Consider the following 21210-nt stretch of genomic DNA (forward strand, 5'->3'; position numbering starts at 1 on the left):
TCCTCAAACAGCAGAGCGGTGCTCATGAATATCCTCATCCTCGGCGGCGGCGGTCGCGAACATGCCCTGGCCTGGGCGGTCATGCAGAACCCCAAGTGCGACAAGCTGATCGTCGCGCCGGGCAACGCCGGGATCGCGCAGATCGCCGAATGCGCCACGCTCGACATCGAGGACGGCGGCGCGGTGGCCGAGTTTGCGGGCGACAATGCCATCGATCTGGTGATCATCGGCCCCGAGGCACCGCTGGCCGCTGGCGTCGCCGACCGGCTGCGCGACGCGGGTCTGCTGGTTTTCGGCCCCAGTCAGGCCGCCGCACGGCTCGAGGCGTCGAAGAGCTTCACCAAGGAGATCTGCGACGCCGCCAAGGCGCCCACCGCGGGCTATGGTCACTTCACCGACGCGGAAAGCGCCAAGGCGCATGTGCGGGCCGAGGGCGCGCCGATCGTGGTCAAGGCTGACGGGCTGGCCGCGGGCAAGGGCGTGATCATCGCCGAGACCGTCGCGCAGGCCGAAGAGGCCATCGACGACATGTTTGGCGGCGCCTTTGGCGGCGCGGGCGCCGAAGTGGTGATCGAAGAGTTCATGACCGGCGAGGAAGCGTCTTACTTCGTGCTGGTCGATGGCACCGACGTGCTGCCCATCGGCACCGCGCAGGATCACAAGCGCGTCGGCGAAGGCGACACCGGCCCCAACACCGGCGGCATGGGCGCCTATTCCCCGGCTCCGGTGCTGTCCGACGCGGTGGCGCAAAAGGCGCTCAACGAGATCGTCAAGCCGACCATGGCCGAGATGGCCCGCCGCGGCACGCCCTATCAAGGCGTGCTCTACGTCGGGCTGATGATCGAGAACGGTCAGCCGCGGCTGGTGGAATACAACGTGCGCTTTGGCGATCCCGAATGTCAGGTGCTGATGATGCGGCTCGGCGCGCAGGCGCTCGACCTGATCCATGCCTGCGCCGAGGGCCGTCTGGCAGAAGCGCAGGTGACCTGGGCCGAAGACCACGCGATGACCGTGGTGATGGCCGCCGAGGGCTATCCCGGCAGCTACAAGAAGGGCACGGTGATCGGCGGGCTCGAGGGGCTCACCGAGGACAGCTTTACCCAGATGTTCCATGCGGGCACCGCCGAGAAGGACGGCGCGATTGTCGCCACCGGCGGGCGTGTGCTCAACGCCACCGCGCGCGGTACGACGCTGGCTGAGGCGCAGGCCCGCGCCTATGCGCTGGTGGATGCGGTCAAATGGCCCGAGGGCTTCTGTCGCCGCGATATCGGCTGGCGCGCGCTCTGAACCCAAGCAAGAGGGGGCGCTGCCCCCTCGCCGCTGCGCGGCTCACCCCCGGCGTCTTTGGCCCGGCGTATTTTCAAAGAGAAGCAGCGGCGGGGGTCAGGCGCCGACTTCGGGGCCGAGGCAGAGCATCGGCTCGTCGTTCTGCTGCGCCTCGTAGAGCACCGTGTTGCCGGGGTCGTTCTCGAACACCGCGCGCAGCCCGCTGCCCTCGCGGTAGAAACTCCAGCATTGCGGCATGGGCGCGTCCTCATAGACGAAGCAGATCATCTGCCCCTCCTGATACCAGCTGCCGTCCTTGCACTGACCGTCGAGAAAGGACCAGCGCACCTGCCTGTCCGGCAGATATTCCTCGACCCCATAGGCGGTGCCACCGCGCCCGAAGTAGAGCGTTTTGCCGGTGACATAGGCTTCGAACTCGGCGCCGGTCATGGGTTGGGCGGCGGCGAGCGGGCTGGCCAGCAGGGCGAGGAGGCATGCGAGACGGATCATGTCCGCAGCCTGCCAGAGCGCGGCGGCTGGGGAAAGGGTCGGGCGGCCGGTTCGGCTGGCCGCTGCCGAAGGCCGCGAGGGCGGCGGATTGCGGGGATGCGGCGGTGAAAATCGGAAATGTGTCAGGTAATGGCCGAGTTGATGGCGAAATTTCGGCGCGGTGATCGCTTTAGGGCAAGCCGTCTGCGCGCCTAGCGGTTCTTGTAGACCGCGCAGATACATCCCGATTGCCTCAGTTTTGCGCAAAGCTGCTGCGCCTCGCCGCGTCCGTCGCGCCCGAGGCGGGCCATCCAATAGCCGCCGCGGGGGCTGGCGCGGCTTTTCTGCCAGATCATTTCCGGGGTCTCTCCGCCCACCGCCGCGGCACAGGATTTGGCGCGGCGATTGAACTGCGAGAGCGCGCGGTCCTGCGTGGTGCCGAAGGCCATCTGCACGCCCCAAGGATGCAGCGGGGGTTTCGCCTCGGGGTATTTGGTCAGCTTGCGGTGGCGGGCCAGCTCGAAGCAGGCCTGCTGGAAGGGCATGTCGCCCTGCAGGCGGAAGTCGTGATCCTCGGGCGGCGTGTCGCGCCATGTCTCGGCGGCGAGCCCGGTGATGATGGCGACATAGTTGATTGTCTCCAGCGCCAGTCCGCCGGTGCGGGCGATCAGGCCGTCGGCGCGCGCCTCGCCGCCATTATAGGCCACCGCCGCGAGCCCCTGATTGCCGTAGTGCCGGGCCAACTCGCCAAGGTATTGCGCCGAATATTCCAGCGATTCTGCTGGGTTGTAGGGGTCCTTGATGCCGCGCAGCTTGGCGGTGGAGGGGATGAACTGCGCGATGCCCTGCGCGTTCGCCGGGCTGAGCGCATGCGGGTCGAACCGGCTTTCCTGCCACAGCAGCCGCGCGAAGAACCCCGGCGACAGACCGTTGCGGCGGGCGAAATGCTCGATCGCCTGACAGGTGTCATAGACTGTCTGCGAGGGCCTTATGCATTGCACCGGCCCGAAGGCCCCAGCCGAGCAGAGCGTGCCGGGTTCGGGCTGCCCGCGTTCGGCCCGCAGCGGCGCTGCGGCAAGGCAAAGCAGGAGAAGAAGCAGGGCGCGCCACATGGCCCCATCAACGCTGCGGGCGCGGCAAAGGTCAACTCACACTTTTATCCCGGCGCGGCGCGTATTAGGTGAAGGAAAAGGCAGCGAGAGGTCCAGCCATGTCCTTCTTCGGCAAGCTCAAGAACAAGCTTTTCAAATCCTCCTCGAAACTCGAGGAAGGGCTGGACGCGATCGTCCAAGAGGGTGGCTCGGAAGACGCCCCCGAAACGCCCGAAACTCCGCAAACGCCGGTTGTCCCCGAGACGCCCGCGCCGACCCCGCCGTCACCCGGCCCGGATGTGCCGCCGCCGGTGCCCGAGACGCCGCCCGCACCCGCGCCGGAGACCCCGCCCGCACCGCAGGAAGTGCCGCCCGAGCCCGAGCCCGAGGCGCCGCCGCCCGCCGATCCGCAGCCGGAGCCTCTGCCGGAACCAACACCTGCGCCGACACCTGTGCCCGAGACCCCCAAGGCGCCGCCGCCTGCCGACCCGCAGCCCGCGCCGCAAGAGGCCCCCGTTGTGCCGCCCGCCGATCCCGCTCCGGGGCCGGTGCCGCTGGAGGTGCCCGCGCCGCTGCAGGACCCCGAGGTGCCGCAGGCGCGCGGCGGTGGCCTGATTGGGCGGCTCTTCGGCAAGGGCACACCGGCGCAGCCGGTGGTGCGCCGGGCGCTTGATGATGAGATGCTCGAAAGCCTCGAGGAACTGCTCATCGCGTCTGACATGGGTGTCGACACCGCGCTACGGGTGACCGCGAATATCGCCGAGGGGCGCTATGGCAAGCGCGTCTCGACGCAGGAGATCAAGGAGCTTCTCTCTGCCGAGGTGGCGCGGATCATGGAGCCGGTGGCCAAGCCGCTGCCGCTTTACGCCAAGACGCCGCAGGTGGTGCTGGTGGTGGGGGTCAACGGCTCGGGCAAGACCACGACCATCGGCAAGCTCGCCAGCCAGTTCCGCGCCGCCGGCAAATCCGTGGTGATCGCCGCGGGCGATACTTTCCGTGCTGCTGCCGTCGAGCAGCTGCAGGTCTGGGGCGACCGCGCCGGGGTGCCGGTGCTGACCGCGCCCGAGGGCTCGGACCCGGCCAGCCTTGCCTTCGACGCGATGACCAAGGCGCAGGCCGAGGGCGCCGATCTGCTGATGATCGACACTGCGGGCCGCCTGCAGAACCGCGCGGACCTGATGGAGGAACTGGCCAAGATCGTCCGGGTTATCCGCAAGAAGGACCCCGATGCGCCGCACAATACGCTGCTGGTGCTGGACGCCACCACCGGGCAGAACGCGCTGCGGCAGGTGGAGATCTTCCAGCAGGTGGCGGATGTGTCGGGTCTGGTGATGACCAAGCTCGACGGCACCGCGCGCGGCGGTGTGCTGGTGGCGCTGGCCGATAAATTCGGCCTGCCGATCCATGCCATCGGCGTGGGCGAGCAGATCGACGATCTGCAGCCCTTCGATCCCGAGGAGTTCGCCGCAGCGCTCACCGGGCTCGCAAGGGACTAAGCGTCAAGCTTGCGGGCGGGGATCACTCCTCGCCCCAGCCCATGCGGTTTTCGACCAGCCGCAGCAGCGTCAGCACCGTCACCACAATCACCGTGGTCATCGCGGCGAGCGGCATCTGTCCGGCGCCGCAGCCCAGCCCGACCGCACCCGCCAGCCACAGCGAAGCGCCGGTGGTGATGTTGCGCACCTTGCCGCCCGAGGTGAAGATCAGCCCGGCTGCGAGAAAGGCAACGCCCGCGGTCACCGCCTCGATCATCCGCAGCGGATCGTTGCGCTGCTCGGAGGAGCCGCCGAAATCCATCGCCGCCAGCTCGCGCCCCAGCAATACGAAAAGGCAGGCGGCGACAGACACGAGGATATGGGTGCGCAGCCCCGCCGGTTTCTCGCGCCGCTCGCGTTCAAGCCCGATGCAGCCCGCCAGAACCACCGCCGCCATCAGCCGAGCAAAGGCCGCCGGGGCAGGGACCGCCGAGAAGGTGTGCCGGAATTCATTGAGGATTTCTTCGATCATGACGCCTCCTCCGCAGGTGGGGGATCAACGTCCCGTGCATCGGGGCGGTTCCGCCATTGAGAAGGCGGCACAGGGGCGCTATCTCTGCTGACGCACAAGGAGACCCGCATGGCCACCAAACAGATCAATCCCTTCCTCAAGACGGTGCTCGAGTTCGGGCCGGTGCTGGCCTTTTTCGTGGCCTACCTGCTGCTGAAGGACAACAGCTACCTCATCGGCGGGCGCGAGTATCAGGGCTTTGTGGTGGTCACCGCAGGGTTCATTCCGCTGATGCTGATCTGCACCGGGCTGCTGTGGAAGCTCACCGGGCATCTGTCGGCGATGCAGGTGGTCACGGCGGTGCTGATCGTGGTCTTTGGCGGCCTGTCGGTCTGGCTCAACGATGAGCGCTTCTTCAAGATGAAGCCGACGCTGATCTACCTGCTCTTCGGCTTTGCGCTGCTGATCGGCATCCTGCGCGGCGAGAGCTATCTGCGCAAGGTGATGGAGGGGCTGATGCCGCTGCAGGAAGAGGGCTGGATGATCCTCACCAAACGCATCTGCGCGTTCTTCTTCGGCCTCGCGCTGCTCAACGAGATCGTCTGGCGCACGATGAGCACCGAGAACTGGGTCTACTTCAAGACATTCGGGCTGACTGCGGCGGTCTTTGCCTTCTTCATGACCCAAGGCGGGCTGTTCAAGCGCTACGCGCTGGAGGCAGACAAGGACTGAGCGCTTTGTAGGCTGCGCAACGGATAGGGTGCCCGGAGCCGCTGGTTCCGGGTATTTTTATTGCGCGGCCAAAAGGGCCTGCGGCAAATGGCTGACCTTGGGGCATAATTTAGCGCGGGTTGCCTTGAAAACAGGGGTTTTGCGCTCGGGTGTGTCGCGCGCTATGCGCTAAACGCATAGCGGGGCTGACAAAATCACTCGGGGACTCGGGTTACACCCGCGGTCTGATTGCGTTAACCGATCCCATCCCGGAACAAAGCTGTTCCAAACGCAATGAAAGACGAAATAAAATGTCCCTCTCAGACGCAGCCTATGATGCGCCGCGCGCCGGGGCCACGCCGGCGCTGAACTCCCCGGCCAAGGTCCTGACGGCGAGCCTCGTCGGCACCACCATCGAATTCTTTGACTTCTACGTCTATGCGACCGCCGCGGTGCTGGTCTTCCCGACGCTGTTCTTCCCCAACAGCGATCCGATGACCGCGCTGCTGGCGAGCTTCGCCACCTTCTCCATCGCCTTCTTCGCACGTCCCTTCGGCGCGCTGGTCTTCGGCCACTTCGGCGACCGCATCGGCCGCAAGGCGACGCTGGTCGCGGCGCTGCTGACCATGGGCATCTCGACCGTGGTGATCGGCTTCCTGCCGAGCTACGAGAGCATCGGCGTGATCGCGCCCCTGCTGCTGGCGCTCTGCCGCTTCGGTCAGGGCTTCGGCCTTGGCGGCGAATGGGGCGGGGCGGTGCTCATGGCCACCGAGAACGCGCCCGAGGGCAAGAAGAACTGGTACGGCATGTTCCCGCAGCTTGGCGCGCCGCTGGGCCTGTTCCTGTCGTCGGGCCTGTTCTGGATCCTGCTGCACTTCATGAGCGAAGAGGCGCTGCTGAGCTGGGGCTGGCGGATTCCCTTCATCTCGTCGCTGCTGCTGATCGCCGTCGGCCTGTGGGTGCGCCTGTCGATCACCGAGACGCCGGACTTCCAGAAGGCCATCGACAATGAAGAGCGCGTCGCCGTGCCCGCGGTCGAGCTGTTCAAGAACCACAAGGTCTCGATCGTGCTCGGCACCTTCGTGGCGCTGGCGACCTTCGTGCTGTTCTACATCTGCACGGCGTATCTGCTGAGCTACAACGTCAAGGTCGTGAAGATCCCCTTCACCGACGCGCTGGCGATCCAGATCTGGGGCTCGGTTGTCTTCGGTGCCTTCATCCCGCTGGCCGGCAAGCTGGCCGAGCGCTTTGGCCGCCGTCAGATCCTGACGCTGACCACCGTGCTGATCGGCGTGTTCAGCTTCCTCGTGCCGGTGCTGATGGTCGAGAACGAGATGCGCATCATGGGCTTTGTGACGCTGGGCATGGCGCTGATGGGGATGACCTACGGCCTGATCGGCACCGCGCTGGCGGCCCCTTTCCCGACCCGCGTGCGCTACACCGGCTCGTCGATCACCTTCAACTTTGCGGGTATCTTCGGCGCCTCGCTCGCGCCCTATATCGCGACTTGGCTGCAGAGCAACTATGGCCTCGCCTATGTGGGCTACTACGTGCTCTTCGCCGCCGCGATCACCCTGCTGTGCATCTTCGCCAGCGGCAAGGGCAAGGTCTGAGGCAGATCGCCTTACGGATTGGAAAAGGGCGCCGGTTTTCCGGCGCCCTTTTTCGTTGCGGCAACCCGCCCGGAGTCAAGGCGAAGCCGCCGGGCGAGCGCCTGCCCGTCCCGGCGGGCTGGCGCTTAGCGACGCTTGCACTGTGCTCGGAGTTCGTGCGGAGGTGGCAGAGATAAAGCGCCTATGCCGAATGGCCGTGCGCCATCCCTCGGGCAGGCGCGCGCCCGTCTCGCGTCGCGTGATCTTTTAGGCAAAAGAAAAGGGCGCGACCCGCTCGGCCACGCCCTTTCATCTTTCTTCAAATACTCACTTCCGGCCGATCAGTCCTCGCGCGGCGGCTCCGCGTCCGGGTCTGCCTTGCCGACGCCCTTGAAGACGAACTTGAAGGGCAGCATCCACAGGAACCCGAGGAAGACGTAGACCAGAAACTCCAGCCAGATCGGCGGGCGGCCAAGCGCGTTGACCACGCTCACCGCCGCGACGATGTAGAGCGGTAGGCCCACCAGCAGGATCACCAGCGACCAGCGGCGGCGGGATTTGTAGCTGAGGGCCATGCCGCGCTCAGTCCGCGAAAGGGTCGGTGACGAGGATGGTGTCGTCGCGCTCGGGCGAGGTCGACAGCAGCGCCACCGGGCAGCCGATCAGCTCTTCGATGCGGCGCACGTATTTCACCGCCGCGCCGGGCAGATCGTTCCAGCTGCGCGCGCCTTCGGTCGACTCGGACCAGCCTTCCATCTCTTCGTAGATCGGCTTGCAGCGCAGCTGTTCTTCGGTGGCGATGGGCAGGTGGTCGAGCACTTCGCCATCAAGCTCGTAGCCGGTGCAGATCTTGATGGTCTCGAAACCATCGAGCACGTCGAGTTTGGTCAGCGAGATGCCGTTGACGCCCGAGGTCACGCAGGTCTGGCGCACCAGCACCGCGTCGAACCAGCCGCAGCGACGCTTGCGGCCGGTCACCGTGCCGAACTCGCGGCCCCGGGTGCCGAGACGGTTGCCGTCCTCGTCATCAAGTTCGGTCGGGAAGGGGCCTTCGCCGACGCGGGTGGTGTAGGCCTTCACGATGCCCAGCACGAAGTCGATCGAGCCCGGCCCGATGCCGGTGCCGGTGGCGGCCTGCCCGGCGATCACATTCGAGGAGGTCACGAAGGGGTAGGTGCCGAAGTCGATGTCCAGCAGCGCGCCCTGTGCGCCTTCGAAGAGGATGCGCTTGCCCGAGCGGCGCTGCTCGTTGAGCACTTTCCACACGGGGCCCGCATATTCGAGGATCTGCGGCGCGATCTCTTTCAGCTGAGCGATCAGACCGTCGCGGTCCACCGGCTCGAGGCCGAGGCCCCGGCGCAGTGCATCATGGTGCTGCAGCGCGCGGTCGACGCGGTGTTCCAGCGTCGCGGGATCGGCGAGATCGGCGACGCGCACCGAGCGGCGGCCCACCTTGTCTTCATAGGCCGGGCCGATGCCGCGACCGGTGGTGCCGATCTTGGTGCCCTTGGTGGCCGCTTCCTCGCGGGCGCGGTCGAGCTCGCCGTGGATCGGCAGGATCAGCGGCGTGTTCTCGGCGATCATCAGCGTCTCGGGGCTGATCTCGACGCCTTGCTCGCGGATCGTCGCGATCTCTTTCACCAGGTGCCACGGGTCGAGCACCACGCCATTGCCGATCACCGACAGCTTGCCGCCGCGCACCACGCCGGAGGGCAGGGCGTTCAGCTTGAACACCTTGCCGTCGATGACGAGCGTATGGCCTGCATTGTGGCCCCCTTGGAAGCGCGCGACCACGTCGGCCCGCTCCGAGAGCCAGTCCACGATCTTGCCCTTGCCTTCGTCGCCCCACTGGGCGCCCACGACGACCACGTTAGCCATTGCTCACCTGTCCTTTTGCCGGCGGTTCAAACGGGCTCCGTATAAATCCACGGGGCCGCGGGGGGAACCATCAAATTGGCGGTTGCGGCGGGTGGCGGAAAGAATCCGCGGCGATCCTTGATTGTGAGGGGCATGAGGGGGCGCTGCCCCCTCTTGGCCTGCGGCCAATTCACCCCCGGCGTATTTTGAAAGAGAAGAAGCGGGTGGGGCGGTCTTGGGGGCTTAGGAGGGGGATGGGTGTTCGCGGTCTGCCTCGGCGTTCTCGGCGGCCCAGGCGCCGGCGACCTCCACCGCCACCGGCGAACAGCTGGGCAGAACGTTGAGATAGCTTTCGGCCTCTTCTATTGGCAGAGGCGCGCGCTGTGTCATGCGATAGAGCGCGTAAAGGGCCAGCGCCACGAAGGTCGCGCTGAGCACCAGCCAAAAGGCGGCGGGGCCGGCGGCTTGCATCGCCCAGCCGGTGACCAGCGGGCCCGCGATCGCGCCGAGCCCGAAGGTGAAGACCAGCCCGCCCGAGGCGGCGGGCATGTCTTCGGCCGACAGCGCGTCATTGGTGAAGGCAAGCAGCAGCGCATAGAGCGGCGTGGTGACGCCGCCCGCGAGGAAGGCCGCAGCCAGCAGGGCGTGAAGGTTGCCGCCGGTGACCCATCCCAGCGCGCAGGCCGCCGCCCCGAGTACGGAGGTGCCGAAGATCAGCTTGCGCCGGTCCGTCAGGTCCGACAGCCAGCCGATCGGATATTGCAGCACCAGCGCGCCGGCAAAGAGCATGGCCACGAAGAGGGCGATCTGCCCGGCGCCGAGCCCGATCTGCGTGCCGAAGACCGCGCCCATGCCCGATTGCGTCGCATAGACGCTGCCGAGCAGGAATATCCCCACCGTGCCGAGCGGCGAGCCATTGAAAAGCGCGCGCAGCGGCATGGGCCGGGCGACCTCGACCGCGGGCACCGGGGTGACCGACAGAAGAATTGGCGCGAAAGAGACCGACACGAGGATCGACGCGCCGATGAACAGCGCCGAGGTGCCCGCATCGCCCAGCGACAGCAGCCCCTGCGCGCCGATAATGCCGAGGGTCTGCGCGATCATATAGGCCGAGAGCACCTTGCCGCGGGTCTCATTGCTTGCGGCGTGGTTGAGCCAGCTTTCGGCGGTGACATAGACGCCGGACATGCAAAAGCCGATGAGCATCCGCAGCAGCGTCCAGGCCCAGGGCTCGGCGATCAGCGGCAGAGCGATCAGCCCCGCCGACATGAAGCTGCCAAGCGCGGCGAACACCCGCACATGGCCGACCCGCCGAATGAGATCTGGCGTCACCCGCGCGCCGGACAGGAAGCCGATGAAATAGCCGGATGTGACGACCGCAAGCTCGGTGGCCGAAAACCCCTCGATCCCGCCGCGCAGGCCGATCAGGGTGAAATGCATGCCATTGCCCAGCATGATGAGCACGATCCCGAGCAGAAGTGCCCAGACGCTGGCCAAGACGTTGATCATGTATTTTGCTCCGGACCCGGGGCGCATAGGCCTCCGGGATCCGAGTGTTGCGCATCCTTGGGCGGCGCGTCACGCCTGCCGCGTCATGTCAGGAACGATTTGCGACAGGCGTGCGGTGCCGCGCATGGCAGCACTCAGGGAAGCAGGTGCAGCCAGGCCCAGGTGGTGATGATGCACATGCCGGTGGCCAGCAGCACCGAGGAGGCGGCGACGCGCTTGGCCCGTCCGTAGAGGTTGGCGAAGACATAGGCGTTCACCCCCGGTGCCACAGACGCGGTGACCACAGCCGAGCGGAAGGCGTCGGTGGGCAGCGCGAAGGCGGTGCCGAGGCTGTAGGTGATCAGCGGGTGCAGCCCGAGCGAGAGCGCGCAGACAAAGAGAATGGTGCGCAGATCGCCCTCGGGGCGGTAGCGGAAGAGCACGCCGCCAAGCGCGAAGAGCGCGCAGGGCAGGGCGGTGCGGGTGAGCAGCCCCAGCGCCTCGGTCACCGGATGCGGCAGCTCGACGTTCAGCAGGTTGAAGAGGATGCCGATGGTAATGCCGATGACCATCGGCGTGCGAAACAGCGAGCGGGTGATGGTGATCGGCAGCCGCCGCAGCTCGGTGCCGCGGGCGCGGGCGATCTCCATCGCGGTGATGCCGATGGCGTAGCAGAGCGGCGAGTGCATGGCGATGATCGCATAGTTGCCGTTCAGCGCGTCCTCGCCATAGGCCTGCTCGGTGATCGGCAGGCCGATCAGCAGCGAGTTCGAGAAGAGCCCGCAGAAGCCGATGACCACGCTGTCCTCCCAATCGCGCCCGAAGATGAAGCGCGCGCCCAGCATCGCCACGAAGAAGCAGGTGATCGCCCCGGCGTAGAAGGAAAACAGCAGATCGAAGCGGAAATATTCGCCAAGGTCGAGCTGCCACATGGCGCGGAACAGCAGGCAGGGCACGGCGATGGTCTGGGTGAAGCCCATGAGCCCGTCGATGGCGTTGTCGGTCAGCAGCTTGCGCCAGCTGGCGAGATAGCCCGCGCCAATGACGATGAAGACGGGGAGGATGACGTCGAGAAGGGCCTGCATGGGGGAGGAGCTTTCAGGGGATGCGCCGGGCGGCGCATGGCCACCGGCGGGCGTATTTGGGAAACAATGAAAGGGGCTTGGGGGGCGTGCCGCCCGGCAGGTCTGCGCAGCGCTTCTCCTCAGAGCGCATAGCGCAGCACCATGCCGTCATAGGCGGGGTTGATGTGGTCCGGGGTCTCGGCCTTCAGCGTGGCATAGTCGAGATCGATGTGCATGTTGGTCAGCACCGCGGCGCGCGGCTGTGCGCGGGCGATCCATTCCAGCGCCAGATCGAGATGGGCGTGGGTCGGATGCGGCTTGCGGCGCAGCGCGTCGATGATGAAGCATTCAAGGCCCGAAAGATGCGCCCAGGCCGCTTCGGGGAGGCGCACCACATCCGGCACATAGGCCAGATCGGCGATGCGGAAGCCGAGCGCGTCGATGCTGCCGTGGTCCACTTCGATCGGGGTCATCTCGATCGGCCCACCCGCGCCGTCGATGGCGAAGGGGCCGGTGATCGTGTGCAGATCGAAGATCGGTGGATAGGGACTGCCTTCGGGCTGCACGAAGGCATAGCCGAAGCGCGAGATCAGCTCGTTCTGCGTGGCGCCATCGGCCCAAACCGGCAGCCGGTCGCCGCGGTTGAAGACGATCTGCCGCAGATCGTCGAGCCCATTGGTGTGATCGGCGTGGGAATGCGTCCAGACCGCCGCATCGAGATGGCCGATGCCCGCGTCGAGCAATTGCGCGCGCATGTCGGGCGAGGTGTCGATCAGCACGCGGGTCGTGCCCTCGGGTCCGTCGCGCTCGACCAGCAGCGAGCAGCGGCGGCGGGTGTTCTTGGGGTTTGTCGGGTCGCAGTCGCCCCAATTGCCGCCAAGGCGCGGCACGCCGCCCGACGAGCCGCAGCCGAGAATGGTGAAACGCAGCTCGCCGCTCATGCAGCGCTCCAGCTTGCGGCCTTGGCGAAGAGGCGCTCGAAGTTGGCCTCGGTCGCGGCGGCAAACTCCTCGTAGCTGAGCCCGAAGGTCTCGGCGCCGACCTTGGCGGTGTGCACGCTATAGCCCGGCTCGTTGCGCTTACCGCGATAGGGCGGCGGCGCGAGATAGGGGCTGTCGGTCTCGACGAGGATACGCTCAAGCGGGGCGCTGGCGAAAATCTCGCGCAGCTCCTTGGACTTGGGGAAGGCGGCGATGCCGGACATCGACAGGTAAAAGCCGCAGTCCAGCGCCGCGCGCGCCAGATCCGCCGAGGAGCTGAAGCAATGCATGACGCAGGCGTAGGGCTTGGCGCGGTAGGCTTCGGTGAGGATGCGGGCCATGTCGTCATCGGCGGCGCGGGCGTGGATGATCAGCGGCAGGCCGGTTTCCTGCGCCGCCTCGATATGCACCTTGAGCGAGCTCTTCTGCACTTCGGCGCTGTCGGCGGTGTAGTGATAATCGAGCCCGGTTTCGCCAATGCCCACGAACTTCGGATGCTGCGCCAGCGCCACCAGCTCGTCGACGGTGGCCATGGGCTCTTCGGCGGCGCTCATCGGGTGGGTGCCCGCAGCGTAGAACACCGGATCATTGGCCTCTGCGATCGCGCGCACCTGCGGCTCGTTGCGCAGGCGGGTGCAGATGGTGACCATGCGATGCACGCCTGCCTCGAGCGCGCGGGCGATGATCTCGGGGCGTTCCTCGTCGAAGTCGGGGAAGTCGAGATGGCAGTGGCTGTCGGTAATACGGGGGGTTGTCATACGTCACGTCCTTTGCGCGCAGGTATCAGCCATGCGCCGGGCCGGGTCAAGGCGGGGCGGTGGCCTTGCGCCCGCGCATGCGGCACGCGGTGAGGGCGCGGGCAATTGCGCTGCAGAACGCGGCAGTTCGTGGGGTGGACTGACGGGCCGCTTATCGGCTGCGCAGCAGGCCCCGGCGCGCCAGCAGGCTGCGCAGCGCCATCGCCAGCGCCGCGGCGGTCAGCACCCCAAGGGCGTCGGCGGCCCAGTCGCCAAGCTCTGCGTCGCGCCCGACATAGGCCTGCACCACCTCGATCAGGCCGCCAAAGGCGATTGTGGCGGGGGCGAGCCACCACAGCCAGCGCGGGCGTAGCAGCGCGACCGGGGCGACGATGGCGCCAAAGCCGAGCGCGTGCTGCATCTTGTCGCCAAGCAGCGCATCCCCGGGCACCAGCTGCGGGCCGACGGTCAGAGTGGTGACGGTGAGGGCGAGCAGCGCGAAGAGCGCCGCAGTGGCGAGAGATGTGCGGTCCATGAGATCCCAAGACCACGTTCCGGGGCGAAATTCCAGAATGCGGCAGGGGTTGGCGGCACACGTTTGCGTCACGTGCTGCGCCAGAGGCAGATGCCGCGCGGGATGGCATGGGACGGGATGGAATGGGCGGCATGGGAAACCATGGGACGGGGTGTGGGCCCAGCCGGGATCGCGAGTCACGTGACCTGTGGTCCTGGGGGCTCAATTGCCAATTCATGGGGAAACCGGCGCCGATTCAGGGCTTGATGCGATCACGTGGACATGGGAAATGCTCACGAGATCGCAATTCCGGCCATTGTTGGAAATTTTTTTTGGGATTTTGTGGGGAATTTTTACTCACAGCCGCGTGACTATATTTAGCGTTGAGCTGGTTCCCGCTTACCACATGTTCGTGAAAACTGACCTAACGTCGCCCAAGATGTAGTTTTCCACAGGCTATGTGGACAACATGAAGGGGGTGTAGGCCGTAAATTCCTATTGCTTCCCATGCTTTCCCATGACATACCTTTAACCACGACGAAGGGACGGGATTAAGGGGCACCAAACGACCCCAGCAGAACATCCCAGAATAATAAAACGAGCAGGTTCATACAGGCACCCGCCCTTCGTCCACATGAAGAATCCAGCGCGTGAGCGAGCAGACATCCCCCCAGGTGGCACGCGCAGCTGGACTAGCCCGGAAAACGGGTCAAGGCGGCGGGTTGATCAGTGGCAGCAGATCAGCCCGCCGTATTTCGTTTCGGGGATTTGAGAGTAGGGACAGTGGGCCGCAGGCTTAGGTTCAGAGGCGAGAGCCGCAACAAGGTGGATGGCAAGGGTCGCGTGTCGATTCCGGCCTCTTTCCGCCGTGTGCTCGAAGCCGGTGATCCGGACTGGACCGAAGGGCTCAACCCGAACTTCGTGATCGTCTACGGCGATCACCGCCGCAAATACCTTGAATGCTACACGATCGAGGAGATGGAGGCCGTCGAGGACCGCATCTCGGACATGAAGCGCGGCTCGCAGAAGCGCCGCCTTCTGGAGCGTCTCTTCTCGACCCAATCCGTCACCACCAGCGTTGATGAAACCGGGCGCATCGTGCTTCCGGCCAAACTGCGTGCTAAGATCGGTCTCGAAGACTGGGCCTATTTCGCCTCCAACGTCGACACCTTCCAGATTTGGAAGCCCGAGACCTTCGAAGAGGACGAACTGGCCGGAACCGAGGAATTCCTCGACGAGATGCCCGCGGACTTCGATCCGCTGCAGCTGCTCGACGAAGACGACGAAACCGAGGAGGCCTGACCCATGGCGGCGCCCAAAGACCCCAACGCCGCTCCGCATGTACCCGTCCTGCTGCGGCCCCTGATCGAGGCGGTCGCGCCGGTGCGGGGCACTTGGGTTGACGGCACCTTCGGGGCAGGGGGCTATGCGCGGGGCCTGCTCGAAGCGGGCGCCGACAAGGTGATCGGCATAGACCGCGATCCGCTGGCGCATCAGATGGCCGCTGAATGGATCGGCCAGTACGAGGGCCGGCTGGAACTGGTCGAAGACAATTTCGCCAATATGGATGCCCATGCGCAGAACGTCGATGGCGTGGTGATGGATCTGGGCGTGTCGTCCATGCAGCTGGACCGTGCCGAGCGCGGCTTTTCCTTCCAGAAGGACGGGCCGCTCGACATGCGTATGGAGCAGGCGGGCGAGACCGCAGCCGATCTGGTGAAGCGGCTCGACGAGACGACGCTGGCGGACGTGCTTTACACTTTCGGCGAAGAGCGCGCCTCGCGCCGCATCGCCAAGGCCATCGTGCGTGAGCGCGCGGTCGAGCCGATCGAGACCACCGCGCGCCTGTCGTCCATCGTCGAGGCCTGCCTGCCGCGCCCCAAGCCCGGCCAGTCGCATCCGGCGACCCGCTCGTTTCAGGCGCTGCGCATCGCGGTCAACGATGAGTATGGCGCGCTGTGGCGCGGGCTCATGGCCGCCGAGCGCGCGCTGAAGCCCGGTGGCTTTCTGGCCGTCGTCACCTTCCATTCCGTCGAAGACCGCATGGTCAAACGCTTCCTGCAGGCCCGCGCGGGCCGTCTCAATTCGGTCAGCCGCTACGAGCCGCAGGTCGAGACCGAGGCGCCGCGCTTTGAACTGGTGACCCGCAAGGCCGTGGGGCCGGACGACGAAGAGCTTGCGGTCAACCCGCGCTCGCGGTCGGCGCGGCTGCGGGTGGGGCGGCGGACCGAGGCCGCGGCCGGAGATATCGAGTCTGGGGTGCTTTCCATGCCCCAGTTGAGAGGAAAGAGCTGATGCGCACGCTTCTCTATGTGACCACCTTCATGGCGGTGATCGGTCTGGCGTTCTGGGCCTATCACGAGAACTACAAGACGCAGGCCTCGCTGGACAACGTGCGCCAGCTGCAGCGCGACATCGGCGACGCCCGCGCGCGGCTGTCGATCCTGCGCGCCGAATGGGCCTATCTCAACCGTCCCGATCGGCTGCGCGACCTTGCCGATCTGAACTTCGAGCGGCTGGGCCTGTTGCCGATGCGTCCCGAGCAGTTCGGGCGCATTGATCAGGTGAACTACCCCGACAACCGCGCGCTGGTGTTCAACGACCTTGTGGACGTGACCAGCGCAGGTGCCGCCTCGGGGGCCTCGCGATGAACGGGCGCATCCCGCTTCGGCCTCTGGCCCGCGTTCTGGATGCGCGGCGTCGCGGCGAGAACCCGGATGCGATCGAGCGCGAGAACCTGCGGATCCGCCACGAGCAGATGCGCGACAAGGCGCGTGTGCGCGCCGAAGGCCGTCTTCTGGTGCTCGGGCTGGTGTTCTTCTGCGCCTTCGTGGTGATCGGCCTGCGCATGGGCATGCTGGCGCAATCCGAGGCCGAGGAGCCGCGGGCGCAGCTTCCGGGCTCCTCGATCATTGCCTCGCGTGCCGATATCGTCGACCGGCAGGGCCGGGTGCTGGCGACCAATATGGAAACCCATTCGCTTTACGCCCATCCGCATCAGATGATCGAGCCGCTGCGCGCCGCCGATGAGCTGATGAAGATCTTCCCCGATCTGAACCACGAGCGGCTGGTGAAGGATTTCACCAACGGCAAGCGCAAGTTCATGTGGGTGAAGAAGAAAATCAGCCCCGAGCAGATGCAGGCGGTGCATGACATCGGCGAGCCGGGCCTGCTGTTCGGCCCGCGCGAGATGCGGCTTTATCCCAATGGCAAGCTGGCCTCGCACATCCTTGGCGGTGCCAGCTTTGGGCGTGAGGGCGTGGCTTCGGCCGAGGTGATCGGCACCGCCGGGATCGAGCGCTTTTTCGATGACGAACTGCGCGATCCGGCCCGCGGCGGCGCGCCGCTGGAGCTGTCGATCGATCTGACCGTGCAGGCGGCGACCGAGCGGGTGCTGTCCTCGGGCATGAAGCTGATGAACGCCAAGGGCGCGGCCTCGGTGCTGCTGGACGTGCACACCGGCGAGATCATCGCCATGGCCTCGCTGCCCGATTTCGACCCCAACGACCGTCCGCGCCCGCCGGTGTCGGGCAGCCCCGCCGACAGCCCGCTGTTCAACCACGCGGTGCAGGGCGTCTACGAGCTTGGCTCGACCTTCAAGATCTTTGCCGCCGCGCAGGCGCTGGAACTGGGGCTGGTGAAGCCCGACACGGTGATCGACACTTCGCCGCCGATGAAGGTCAGCGGTTTCCGCATCGGCGAGTTCGAGGGCCACAACTACGGCAAGCAGACCGTCGAAGGCATCATTCAGCACAGCTCGAACCGTGGCACCGGCAAAATGGCGCTGGCGATTGGCCCGGAGCGGCAGCAGGACTTCCTGAAGCGTATGGGCTTTTTCGATGCGACCGGCGTCGAGTTGACCGAAGCGGCAGGCGGCAAACCGCTGCTGCCGGCGCGCTGGACCGAACTGAGCACGGTGACGATCTCTTATGGTCACGGTCTCTCGGCGTCGCCGCTGCACCTCGCGGCGGGCTATGCCGCCATCGCCAACGGTGGTCATAAGATCAGCCCGACGCTGCTCAAGCAGGATGGGCCGCATTATGGCCCGCAGGTGATGTCCGAGAAGGTGGCCAATGAGGCCGCGCATATGCTGCGCCTCGTGGTCACCGAGGGCACCGCCAGCTTTGCCGATGTGCCGGGATATAAGGTCGCGGGCAAGACCGGCACCGCCGACAAGCCCAAGGAGCGCGGCGGCGGTTATTACAAGGACAAGGTGATCGCCACCTTCAGCTCGATCTTCCCCGCCGACGATCCCAAATACGCGCTGGTGGTGACGCTCGATGAGCCGGTCGAGACCTCGGGCAGCCGTCCGCGCCGCTCGGCGGGCTGGACCGCTGTGCCGGTGGCCGCCGAGATGATCGGCAGGATCGCGCCGCTTCTGGGCTTGCGTCCGGAATACGATGTGCCAGAAGAGGAGGAGGTGACGCTGGTTCGGAACTGACCGGACCGCGCGCCTCTGGCCGGGTTCTGGCCATGCGTATTTTAAGAACGATGAAAGGGCCGTCATGAGCACCGTCTCTGAGGGAGGCAAGAGCCTCGGCGAGCTGGGGCTGACCGCACGCGGCGGTCGCGATGCAGAGGTGACGGGGGTCTCGGTCGACAGCCGGGACGTGCAGCCGGGGCATCTGTTTGCCGCATTGCCGGGCACCAAGGTGCACGGCGCGACGTTCATTCCCACCGCCTTGGCGCAGGGCGCCGCCGCCATTCTCACCGATGCCGAAGGCGCGGCGCTGGCCGCCGCGGCGCTGGCCGAAAGCGATGCCGCGCTGGTGATCGCCGCCGATCCGCGGCAGGCGCTCTCCTACGCTGCGGCGCTGTGGTTCGGCGCGCAGCCGCAGGTGATGGCCGCTGTCACCGGCACCAATGGCAAGACCTCGGTCGCGACCTTCCTGCGCCACATCTGGCAGGACCTTGGCTATCGCGCCATCAACCTCGGCACCACCGGCGTCGAGGGCGACTGGCAGGCGCCGCTCAAGCACACCACGCCCGAGCCGATCACCCTGCACCGCGCCCTGTCCGAAGCGGCGGCGGCGGGGGTCGATCATTGCGCCATGGAGGCCTCGAGCCACGGGCTGGACCAGCGCCGCCTTGATGGCGTGCAATTGGCGGCGGCGGGGTTCACCAATTTCACCCAGGATCACCTCGATTACCACGCGGATTTCGAAGAGTATTTTGCCGCCAAGGCCGGGCTTTTCGCGCGGGTTCTGCCGGATGACGGCATCGCGGTGATCAATATCGACGACCCGCGCGGCGTCGACATGATGGCCATCGCCCGCGCGCGCGGGCAGGAGGTCATTTCGGTTGGCGCGGCGGAAGGCTGCGATCTGCGCATCCTCGGCCAGCGGTTCCATGCCACCGGGCAGGACCTGCGGCTCGACTGGCGCGGCGCGGTGCAGCAGCTGCGGCTGGGGCTCATCGGCGGCTTTCAGGGGCAGAACGCGGCGCTGGCCGCCGGTCTGGCGCTGGCCTGCGGTGCCGAGGCAGAGCGGGTGTTTCCGGCGCTGGAACGGCTGGAGACCGTGCGCGGGCGCATGCAGCTTGCCGCGACGCGCGACAATGGCGCGGCGGTCTATGTGGATTTCGCCCATACGCCCGACGCGGTCTCGACGGCGCTGCAGGCGCTGCGTCCGCATGTGATGGGGCGGCTCGTCGCCATCGTCGGCGCGGGCGGTGACCGCGACCCGGGCAAACGCCCGCTGATGGGCGCGGCGGCGCATGAGTTCGCCGACATGGTGATCGTTTCGGACGACAACCCGCGCAGCGAGGACCCGGCGGCGATCCGCGCCGAGGTGCTGGACGGTGCGCCGGGCGCGCTGGAGGTCGGCGACCGCGCCGAGGCGATCCTGCGCGGCGTCGATGCGCTGGGGCCGGGGGACGCGCTGATGATCCTCGGCAAGGGCCATGAGACCGGGCAGATCGTCGGCGACACGATCTATCCTTTCGACGACGTGGAACAGGCAAGCGTGGCGGTGAACGCGCTGGACGGGAGAGGGCTGTGACGCTTTGGACGGCTGAAGAGGCCGCCGCCGCAACCGGCGGGCGGGCCATTGGCAACTGGAGCGTCAACGGCGTTTCGATCGACACCCGCACGCTGGAAAAGGGCGATCTCTTTGTCGCCCTGACCGCGGCGCGCGACGCGCATGACTTCGTGGCGCAGGCGCTGGAGAAAGGCGCGGGGGCCGCGCTCGTCAGCCGCATCCCCGAGGGCGTGCCCGCGGACGCGCCGCTGCTGATCGTCGACGATGTGCTGCCGGGGCTCGAGGCTCTGGGGCGCGCCGCGCGGGCCCGGACCCGGGCGCAGGTGGTGGCGGTGACCGGCTCGGTGGGCAAGACCTCGACCAAGGAGATGCTGCGCACCGTGCTGGGCGCACAGGGCACCGTCCATGCCGCCGAGAAGAGCTACAACAACCATTGGGGCGTGCCGCTGACGCTGGCGCGGATGCCCGCCGACGTGGATTTTGCCGTCATCGAGATCGGCATGAACCACCCCGGAGAGATCGCGCCGCTGAGCCGCATGGCACGGCCGCATGTGGCGATGATCACCATCGTTGCGCCCGCCCATCTTGCGGCATTTGAGAACCTCGAGGGCATCGCGCGCGAGAAGGCGGCGATCTTCGAGGGGCTGGAGCCCGGCGGCAGCGCCGTGGTCAACGGCGATCTCGAGGTCTCGCCGCTGCTGGTGGAGCTGGCCGAGGCCAGAGCCGCGCATGTGATCACCTTCGGCGAGGCGGCGGGCAATCACCACCGCGTCGAAGAGGTCACCGTGGGCGATGCCACCACCGTGGCGCAGGGCCGCGCGTGGCGCACCCATGTGCTCTACAAGGTCGGCGTGCCGGGGCGGCATTTCGCGGTCAACGGCATGGGCGTTCTGGCGGTGGTGCATGCCATGGGGCTCGACCGGGCGCTGGCGATCACCGCGTTGGGGCAGTGGGAGGCTGGCGCGGGACGGGGCCTGCGCGAGGTGATCACCCTCGACCCGGTGGAGACGCAGCTGACGCTGGAACTGATCGACGACGCCTATAACGCCAACCCCGCCTCGCTGGGCGCCTCGCTGGAGGTTCTGGCCGGCGCAAAGCCCAAGGACGGCGTGGGGCGGGTTACGCATGGTCGGCGCATCGCCTATCTCGGCGACATGAAAGAGCTGGGCACGCAGGAGCATGAGCTGCACCGCGCTTTGGCGGAACACCCCTCGATGGGCTGCATCGACCTCGTGCATTGCGTCGGGCCGCTGATGCGCGATCTGTGGCTGGCGCTGCCCGAGCACAAGCGCGGCCATTGGGCCGAGACCAGCACCGCCATGGCCGCGCGGGTGCGCCATGATCTCGACGCCGGCGATGTCGTGCTGGTGAAGGGCTCGCTCTCCATGGCGCTGGCGCGCGTGGTTGACGCGATCCGTAAAATGGGTCATGCGCCCGCCACTAGCTGACAAGAAGGA

The 21210-nt window shown here is 66.8% G+C and carries 20 protein-coding genes; 10 read left to right on the forward strand and 10 right to left on the reverse strand.

The genetic code is table 11. From position 1 onward, the window contains the following. Positions 1–24 precede the first annotated feature (24 nt). Positions 25–1287, forward strand: a complete 1263-nt coding sequence (gene purD / locus ACXAD2_RS15005) for a phosphoribosylamine--glycine ligase (protein WP_475171573.1) — start codon at positions 25–27, stop codon at positions 1285–1287. 96 nt (positions 1288–1383) lie between these two features. Here purD and ACXAD2_RS15010 read toward each other — a convergent pair whose 3' ends face one another. Together ACXAD2_RS15010 and ACXAD2_RS15015 are read right to left on the reverse strand one after the other, a co-directional pair. After that, positions 1384–1776 (reverse strand): hypothetical protein, encoded by a 393-nt coding sequence (locus ACXAD2_RS15010; RefSeq protein WP_224899124.1) that lies wholly within the window; start codon positions 1774–1776, stop codon positions 1384–1386. Between the two features lie 191 nt (positions 1777–1967). Continuing rightward, entirely contained in the window at positions 1968–2867 is a 900-nt protein-coding gene (locus ACXAD2_RS15015; RefSeq protein WP_475171578.1) for a lytic transglycosylase domain-containing protein, read from the reverse strand. Between the two features lie 98 nt (positions 2868–2965). Between ACXAD2_RS15015 and ftsY the strand changes: the two genes are divergently transcribed. Continuing rightward, positions 2966–4342, forward strand: coding sequence for a signal recognition particle-docking protein FtsY (gene ftsY, locus ACXAD2_RS15020; protein ID WP_475171580.1), 1377 nt, complete (start codon positions 2966–2968; stop codon positions 4340–4342). Between the two features lie 22 nt (positions 4343–4364). On the opposite strand, the gene ACXAD2_RS15025 is transcribed toward ftsY, so the two are convergent. Continuing rightward, entirely contained in the window at positions 4365–4853 is a 489-nt protein-coding gene (locus ACXAD2_RS15025) for an MgtC/SapB family protein (RefSeq protein WP_066105179.1), read from the reverse strand. A gap of 108 nt (positions 4854–4961) precedes the next feature. Between ACXAD2_RS15025 and ACXAD2_RS15030 the strand changes: the two genes are divergently transcribed. Together ACXAD2_RS15030 and ACXAD2_RS15035 are read left to right on the forward strand one after the other, a co-directional pair. Beyond that, positions 4962–5564, forward strand: coding sequence for an inner membrane-spanning protein YciB (locus ACXAD2_RS15030; RefSeq protein ID WP_224899133.1), 603 nt, complete (start codon positions 4962–4964; stop codon positions 5562–5564). A gap of 290 nt (positions 5565–5854) precedes the next feature. Beyond that, on the forward strand, positions 5855–7156 hold the full coding sequence (locus ACXAD2_RS15035) for an MFS transporter (protein ID WP_475171582.1): 1302 nt from the start codon (positions 5855–5857) through the stop codon (positions 7154–7156). Between the two features lie 320 nt (positions 7157–7476). Here the strand turns inward: ACXAD2_RS15035 and ACXAD2_RS15040 are convergent, their stop codons facing one another. From ACXAD2_RS15040 to ACXAD2_RS15070, 7 genes are all read right to left on the reverse strand, one after another. Next, positions 7477–7710, reverse strand: a complete 234-nt coding sequence (locus ACXAD2_RS15040; RefSeq protein ID WP_475171584.1) for a DUF2842 domain-containing protein — start codon at positions 7708–7710, stop codon at positions 7477–7479. A 7-nt stretch (positions 7711–7717) separates the two neighbouring features. Continuing rightward, entirely contained in the window at positions 7718–9013 is a 1296-nt protein-coding gene (locus ACXAD2_RS15045; RefSeq protein ID WP_224899142.1) for an adenylosuccinate synthase, read from the reverse strand. A 222-nt stretch (positions 9014–9235) separates the two neighbouring features. Then, positions 9236–10501 carry an MFS transporter gene (locus ACXAD2_RS15050; RefSeq protein WP_475171586.1) on the reverse strand — a complete coding sequence of 422 codons (1266 nt, stop codon included), beginning with the start codon at positions 10499–10501 and terminating at the stop codon, positions 9236–9238. Between the two features lie 134 nt (positions 10502–10635). Further along, positions 10636–11565, reverse strand: a complete 930-nt coding sequence (locus ACXAD2_RS15055) for an AEC family transporter (protein ID WP_475171588.1) — start codon at positions 11563–11565, stop codon at positions 10636–10638. Between the two features lie 119 nt (positions 11566–11684). After that, the gene (locus ACXAD2_RS15060; protein ID WP_475171590.1) at positions 11685–12485 is read right to left on the reverse strand and encodes an MBL fold metallo-hydrolase; all 801 of its coding nucleotides are present in this window, start codon (positions 12483–12485) and stop codon (positions 11685–11687) included. Continuing rightward, the gene (locus ACXAD2_RS15065; protein ID WP_475171592.1) at positions 12482–13282 is read right to left on the reverse strand and encodes a TatD family hydrolase; all 801 of its coding nucleotides are present in this window, start codon (positions 13280–13282) and stop codon (positions 12482–12484) included. The genes ACXAD2_RS15060 and ACXAD2_RS15065 overlap by 4 nt, the downstream gene beginning before the upstream one ends. Positions 13283–13433: 151 nt before the next feature. Further along, entirely contained in the window at positions 13434–13796 is a 363-nt protein-coding gene (locus ACXAD2_RS15070) for a VanZ family protein (RefSeq protein WP_475171594.1), read from the reverse strand. 762 nt (positions 13797–14558) lie between these two features. Between ACXAD2_RS15070 and mraZ the strand changes: the two genes are divergently transcribed. The 6 genes from mraZ to ACXAD2_RS15100 all read left to right on the forward strand — a co-directional run bounded on the left by mraZ (position 14559) and on the right by ACXAD2_RS15100 (position 21201). Beyond that, positions 14559–15077: a division/cell wall cluster transcriptional repressor MraZ gene (mraZ, locus tag ACXAD2_RS15075; RefSeq protein ID WP_164184706.1), complete on the forward strand. Its 519-nt coding sequence runs from the start codon at positions 14559–14561 to the stop codon at positions 15075–15077. A 3-nt stretch (positions 15078–15080) separates the two neighbouring features. Continuing rightward, entirely contained in the window at positions 15081–16070 is a 990-nt protein-coding gene (gene rsmH, locus ACXAD2_RS15080) for a 16S rRNA (cytosine(1402)-N(4))-methyltransferase RsmH (RefSeq protein ID WP_475171596.1), read from the forward strand. Further along, positions 16070–16426 (forward strand): cell division protein FtsL, encoded by a 357-nt coding sequence (ftsL, locus tag ACXAD2_RS15085; protein WP_066105223.1) that lies wholly within the window; start codon positions 16070–16072, stop codon positions 16424–16426. The genes rsmH and ftsL overlap by 1 nt, the downstream gene beginning before the upstream one ends. Beyond that, positions 16423–18216, forward strand: a complete 1794-nt coding sequence (locus ACXAD2_RS15090) for a peptidoglycan D,D-transpeptidase FtsI family protein (protein ID WP_475171598.1) — start codon at positions 16423–16425, stop codon at positions 18214–18216. The genes ftsL and ACXAD2_RS15090 overlap by 4 nt, the downstream gene beginning before the upstream one ends. A gap of 64 nt (positions 18217–18280) precedes the next feature. Next, entirely contained in the window at positions 18281–19774 is a 1494-nt protein-coding gene (locus ACXAD2_RS15095; protein WP_066105229.1) for a UDP-N-acetylmuramoyl-L-alanyl-D-glutamate--2,6-diaminopimelate ligase, read from the forward strand. Further along, entirely contained in the window at positions 19771–21201 is a 1431-nt protein-coding gene (locus ACXAD2_RS15100) for a UDP-N-acetylmuramoyl-tripeptide--D-alanyl-D-alanine ligase (RefSeq protein WP_475171600.1), read from the forward strand. The genes ACXAD2_RS15095 and ACXAD2_RS15100 overlap by 4 nt, the downstream gene beginning before the upstream one ends. Positions 21202–21210 lie beyond the last annotated feature (9 nt).

This window comes from Salipiger sp. ABN3_019 (assembly GCF_056158605.1).

Excerpts from the sequence above, each read along its gene's own strand:
- purD (WP_475171573.1), top strand. The coding sequence starts at position 25 with ATGAATATCCTCATCCTCGGCGGCGGCGGTCGCGAACATGCCCTGGCC.
- ACXAD2_RS15010 (WP_224899124.1), bottom strand. The coding sequence starts at position 1,776 with ATGATCCGTCTCGCATGCCTCCTCGCCCTGCTGGCCAGCCCGCTCGCC.
- ACXAD2_RS15015 (WP_475171578.1), bottom strand. The coding sequence starts at position 2,867 with ATGTGGCGCGCCCTGCTTCTTCTCCTGCTTTGCCTTGCCGCAGCGCCG.
- ftsY (WP_475171580.1), top strand. The coding sequence starts at position 2,966 with ATGTCCTTCTTCGGCAAGCTCAAGAACAAGCTTTTCAAATCCTCCTCG.
- ACXAD2_RS15025 (WP_066105179.1), bottom strand. The coding sequence starts at position 4,853 with ATGATCGAAGAAATCCTCAATGAATTCCGGCACACCTTCTCGGCGGTC.
- ACXAD2_RS15030 (WP_224899133.1), top strand. The coding sequence starts at position 4,962 with ATGGCCACCAAACAGATCAATCCCTTCCTCAAGACGGTGCTCGAGTTC.
- ACXAD2_RS15035 (WP_475171582.1), top strand. The coding sequence starts at position 5,855 with ATGTCCCTCTCAGACGCAGCCTATGATGCGCCGCGCGCCGGGGCCACG.
- ACXAD2_RS15040 (WP_475171584.1), bottom strand. The coding sequence starts at position 7,710 with ATGGCCCTCAGCTACAAATCCCGCCGCCGCTGGTCGCTGGTGATCCTG.
- ACXAD2_RS15045 (WP_224899142.1), bottom strand. The coding sequence starts at position 9,013 with ATGGCTAACGTGGTCGTCGTGGGCGCCCAGTGGGGCGACGAAGGCAAG.
- ACXAD2_RS15050 (WP_475171586.1), bottom strand. The coding sequence starts at position 10,501 with ATGATCAACGTCTTGGCCAGCGTCTGGGCACTTCTGCTCGGGATCGTG.
- ACXAD2_RS15055 (WP_475171588.1), bottom strand. The coding sequence starts at position 11,565 with ATGCAGGCCCTTCTCGACGTCATCCTCCCCGTCTTCATCGTCATTGGC.
- ACXAD2_RS15060 (WP_475171590.1), bottom strand. The coding sequence starts at position 12,485 with ATGAGCGGCGAGCTGCGTTTCACCATTCTCGGCTGCGGCTCGTCGGGC.
- ACXAD2_RS15065 (WP_475171592.1), bottom strand. The coding sequence starts at position 13,282 with ATGACAACCCCCCGTATTACCGACAGCCACTGCCATCTCGACTTCCCC.
- ACXAD2_RS15070 (WP_475171594.1), bottom strand. The coding sequence starts at position 13,796 with ATGGACCGCACATCTCTCGCCACTGCGGCGCTCTTCGCGCTGCTCGCC.
- rsmH (WP_475171596.1), top strand. The coding sequence starts at position 15,081 with ATGGCGGCGCCCAAAGACCCCAACGCCGCTCCGCATGTACCCGTCCTG.
- ftsL (WP_066105223.1), top strand. The coding sequence starts at position 16,070 with ATGCGCACGCTTCTCTATGTGACCACCTTCATGGCGGTGATCGGTCTG.
- ACXAD2_RS15090 (WP_475171598.1), top strand. The coding sequence starts at position 16,423 with ATGAACGGGCGCATCCCGCTTCGGCCTCTGGCCCGCGTTCTGGATGCG.
- ACXAD2_RS15095 (WP_066105229.1), top strand. The coding sequence starts at position 18,281 with ATGAGCACCGTCTCTGAGGGAGGCAAGAGCCTCGGCGAGCTGGGGCTG.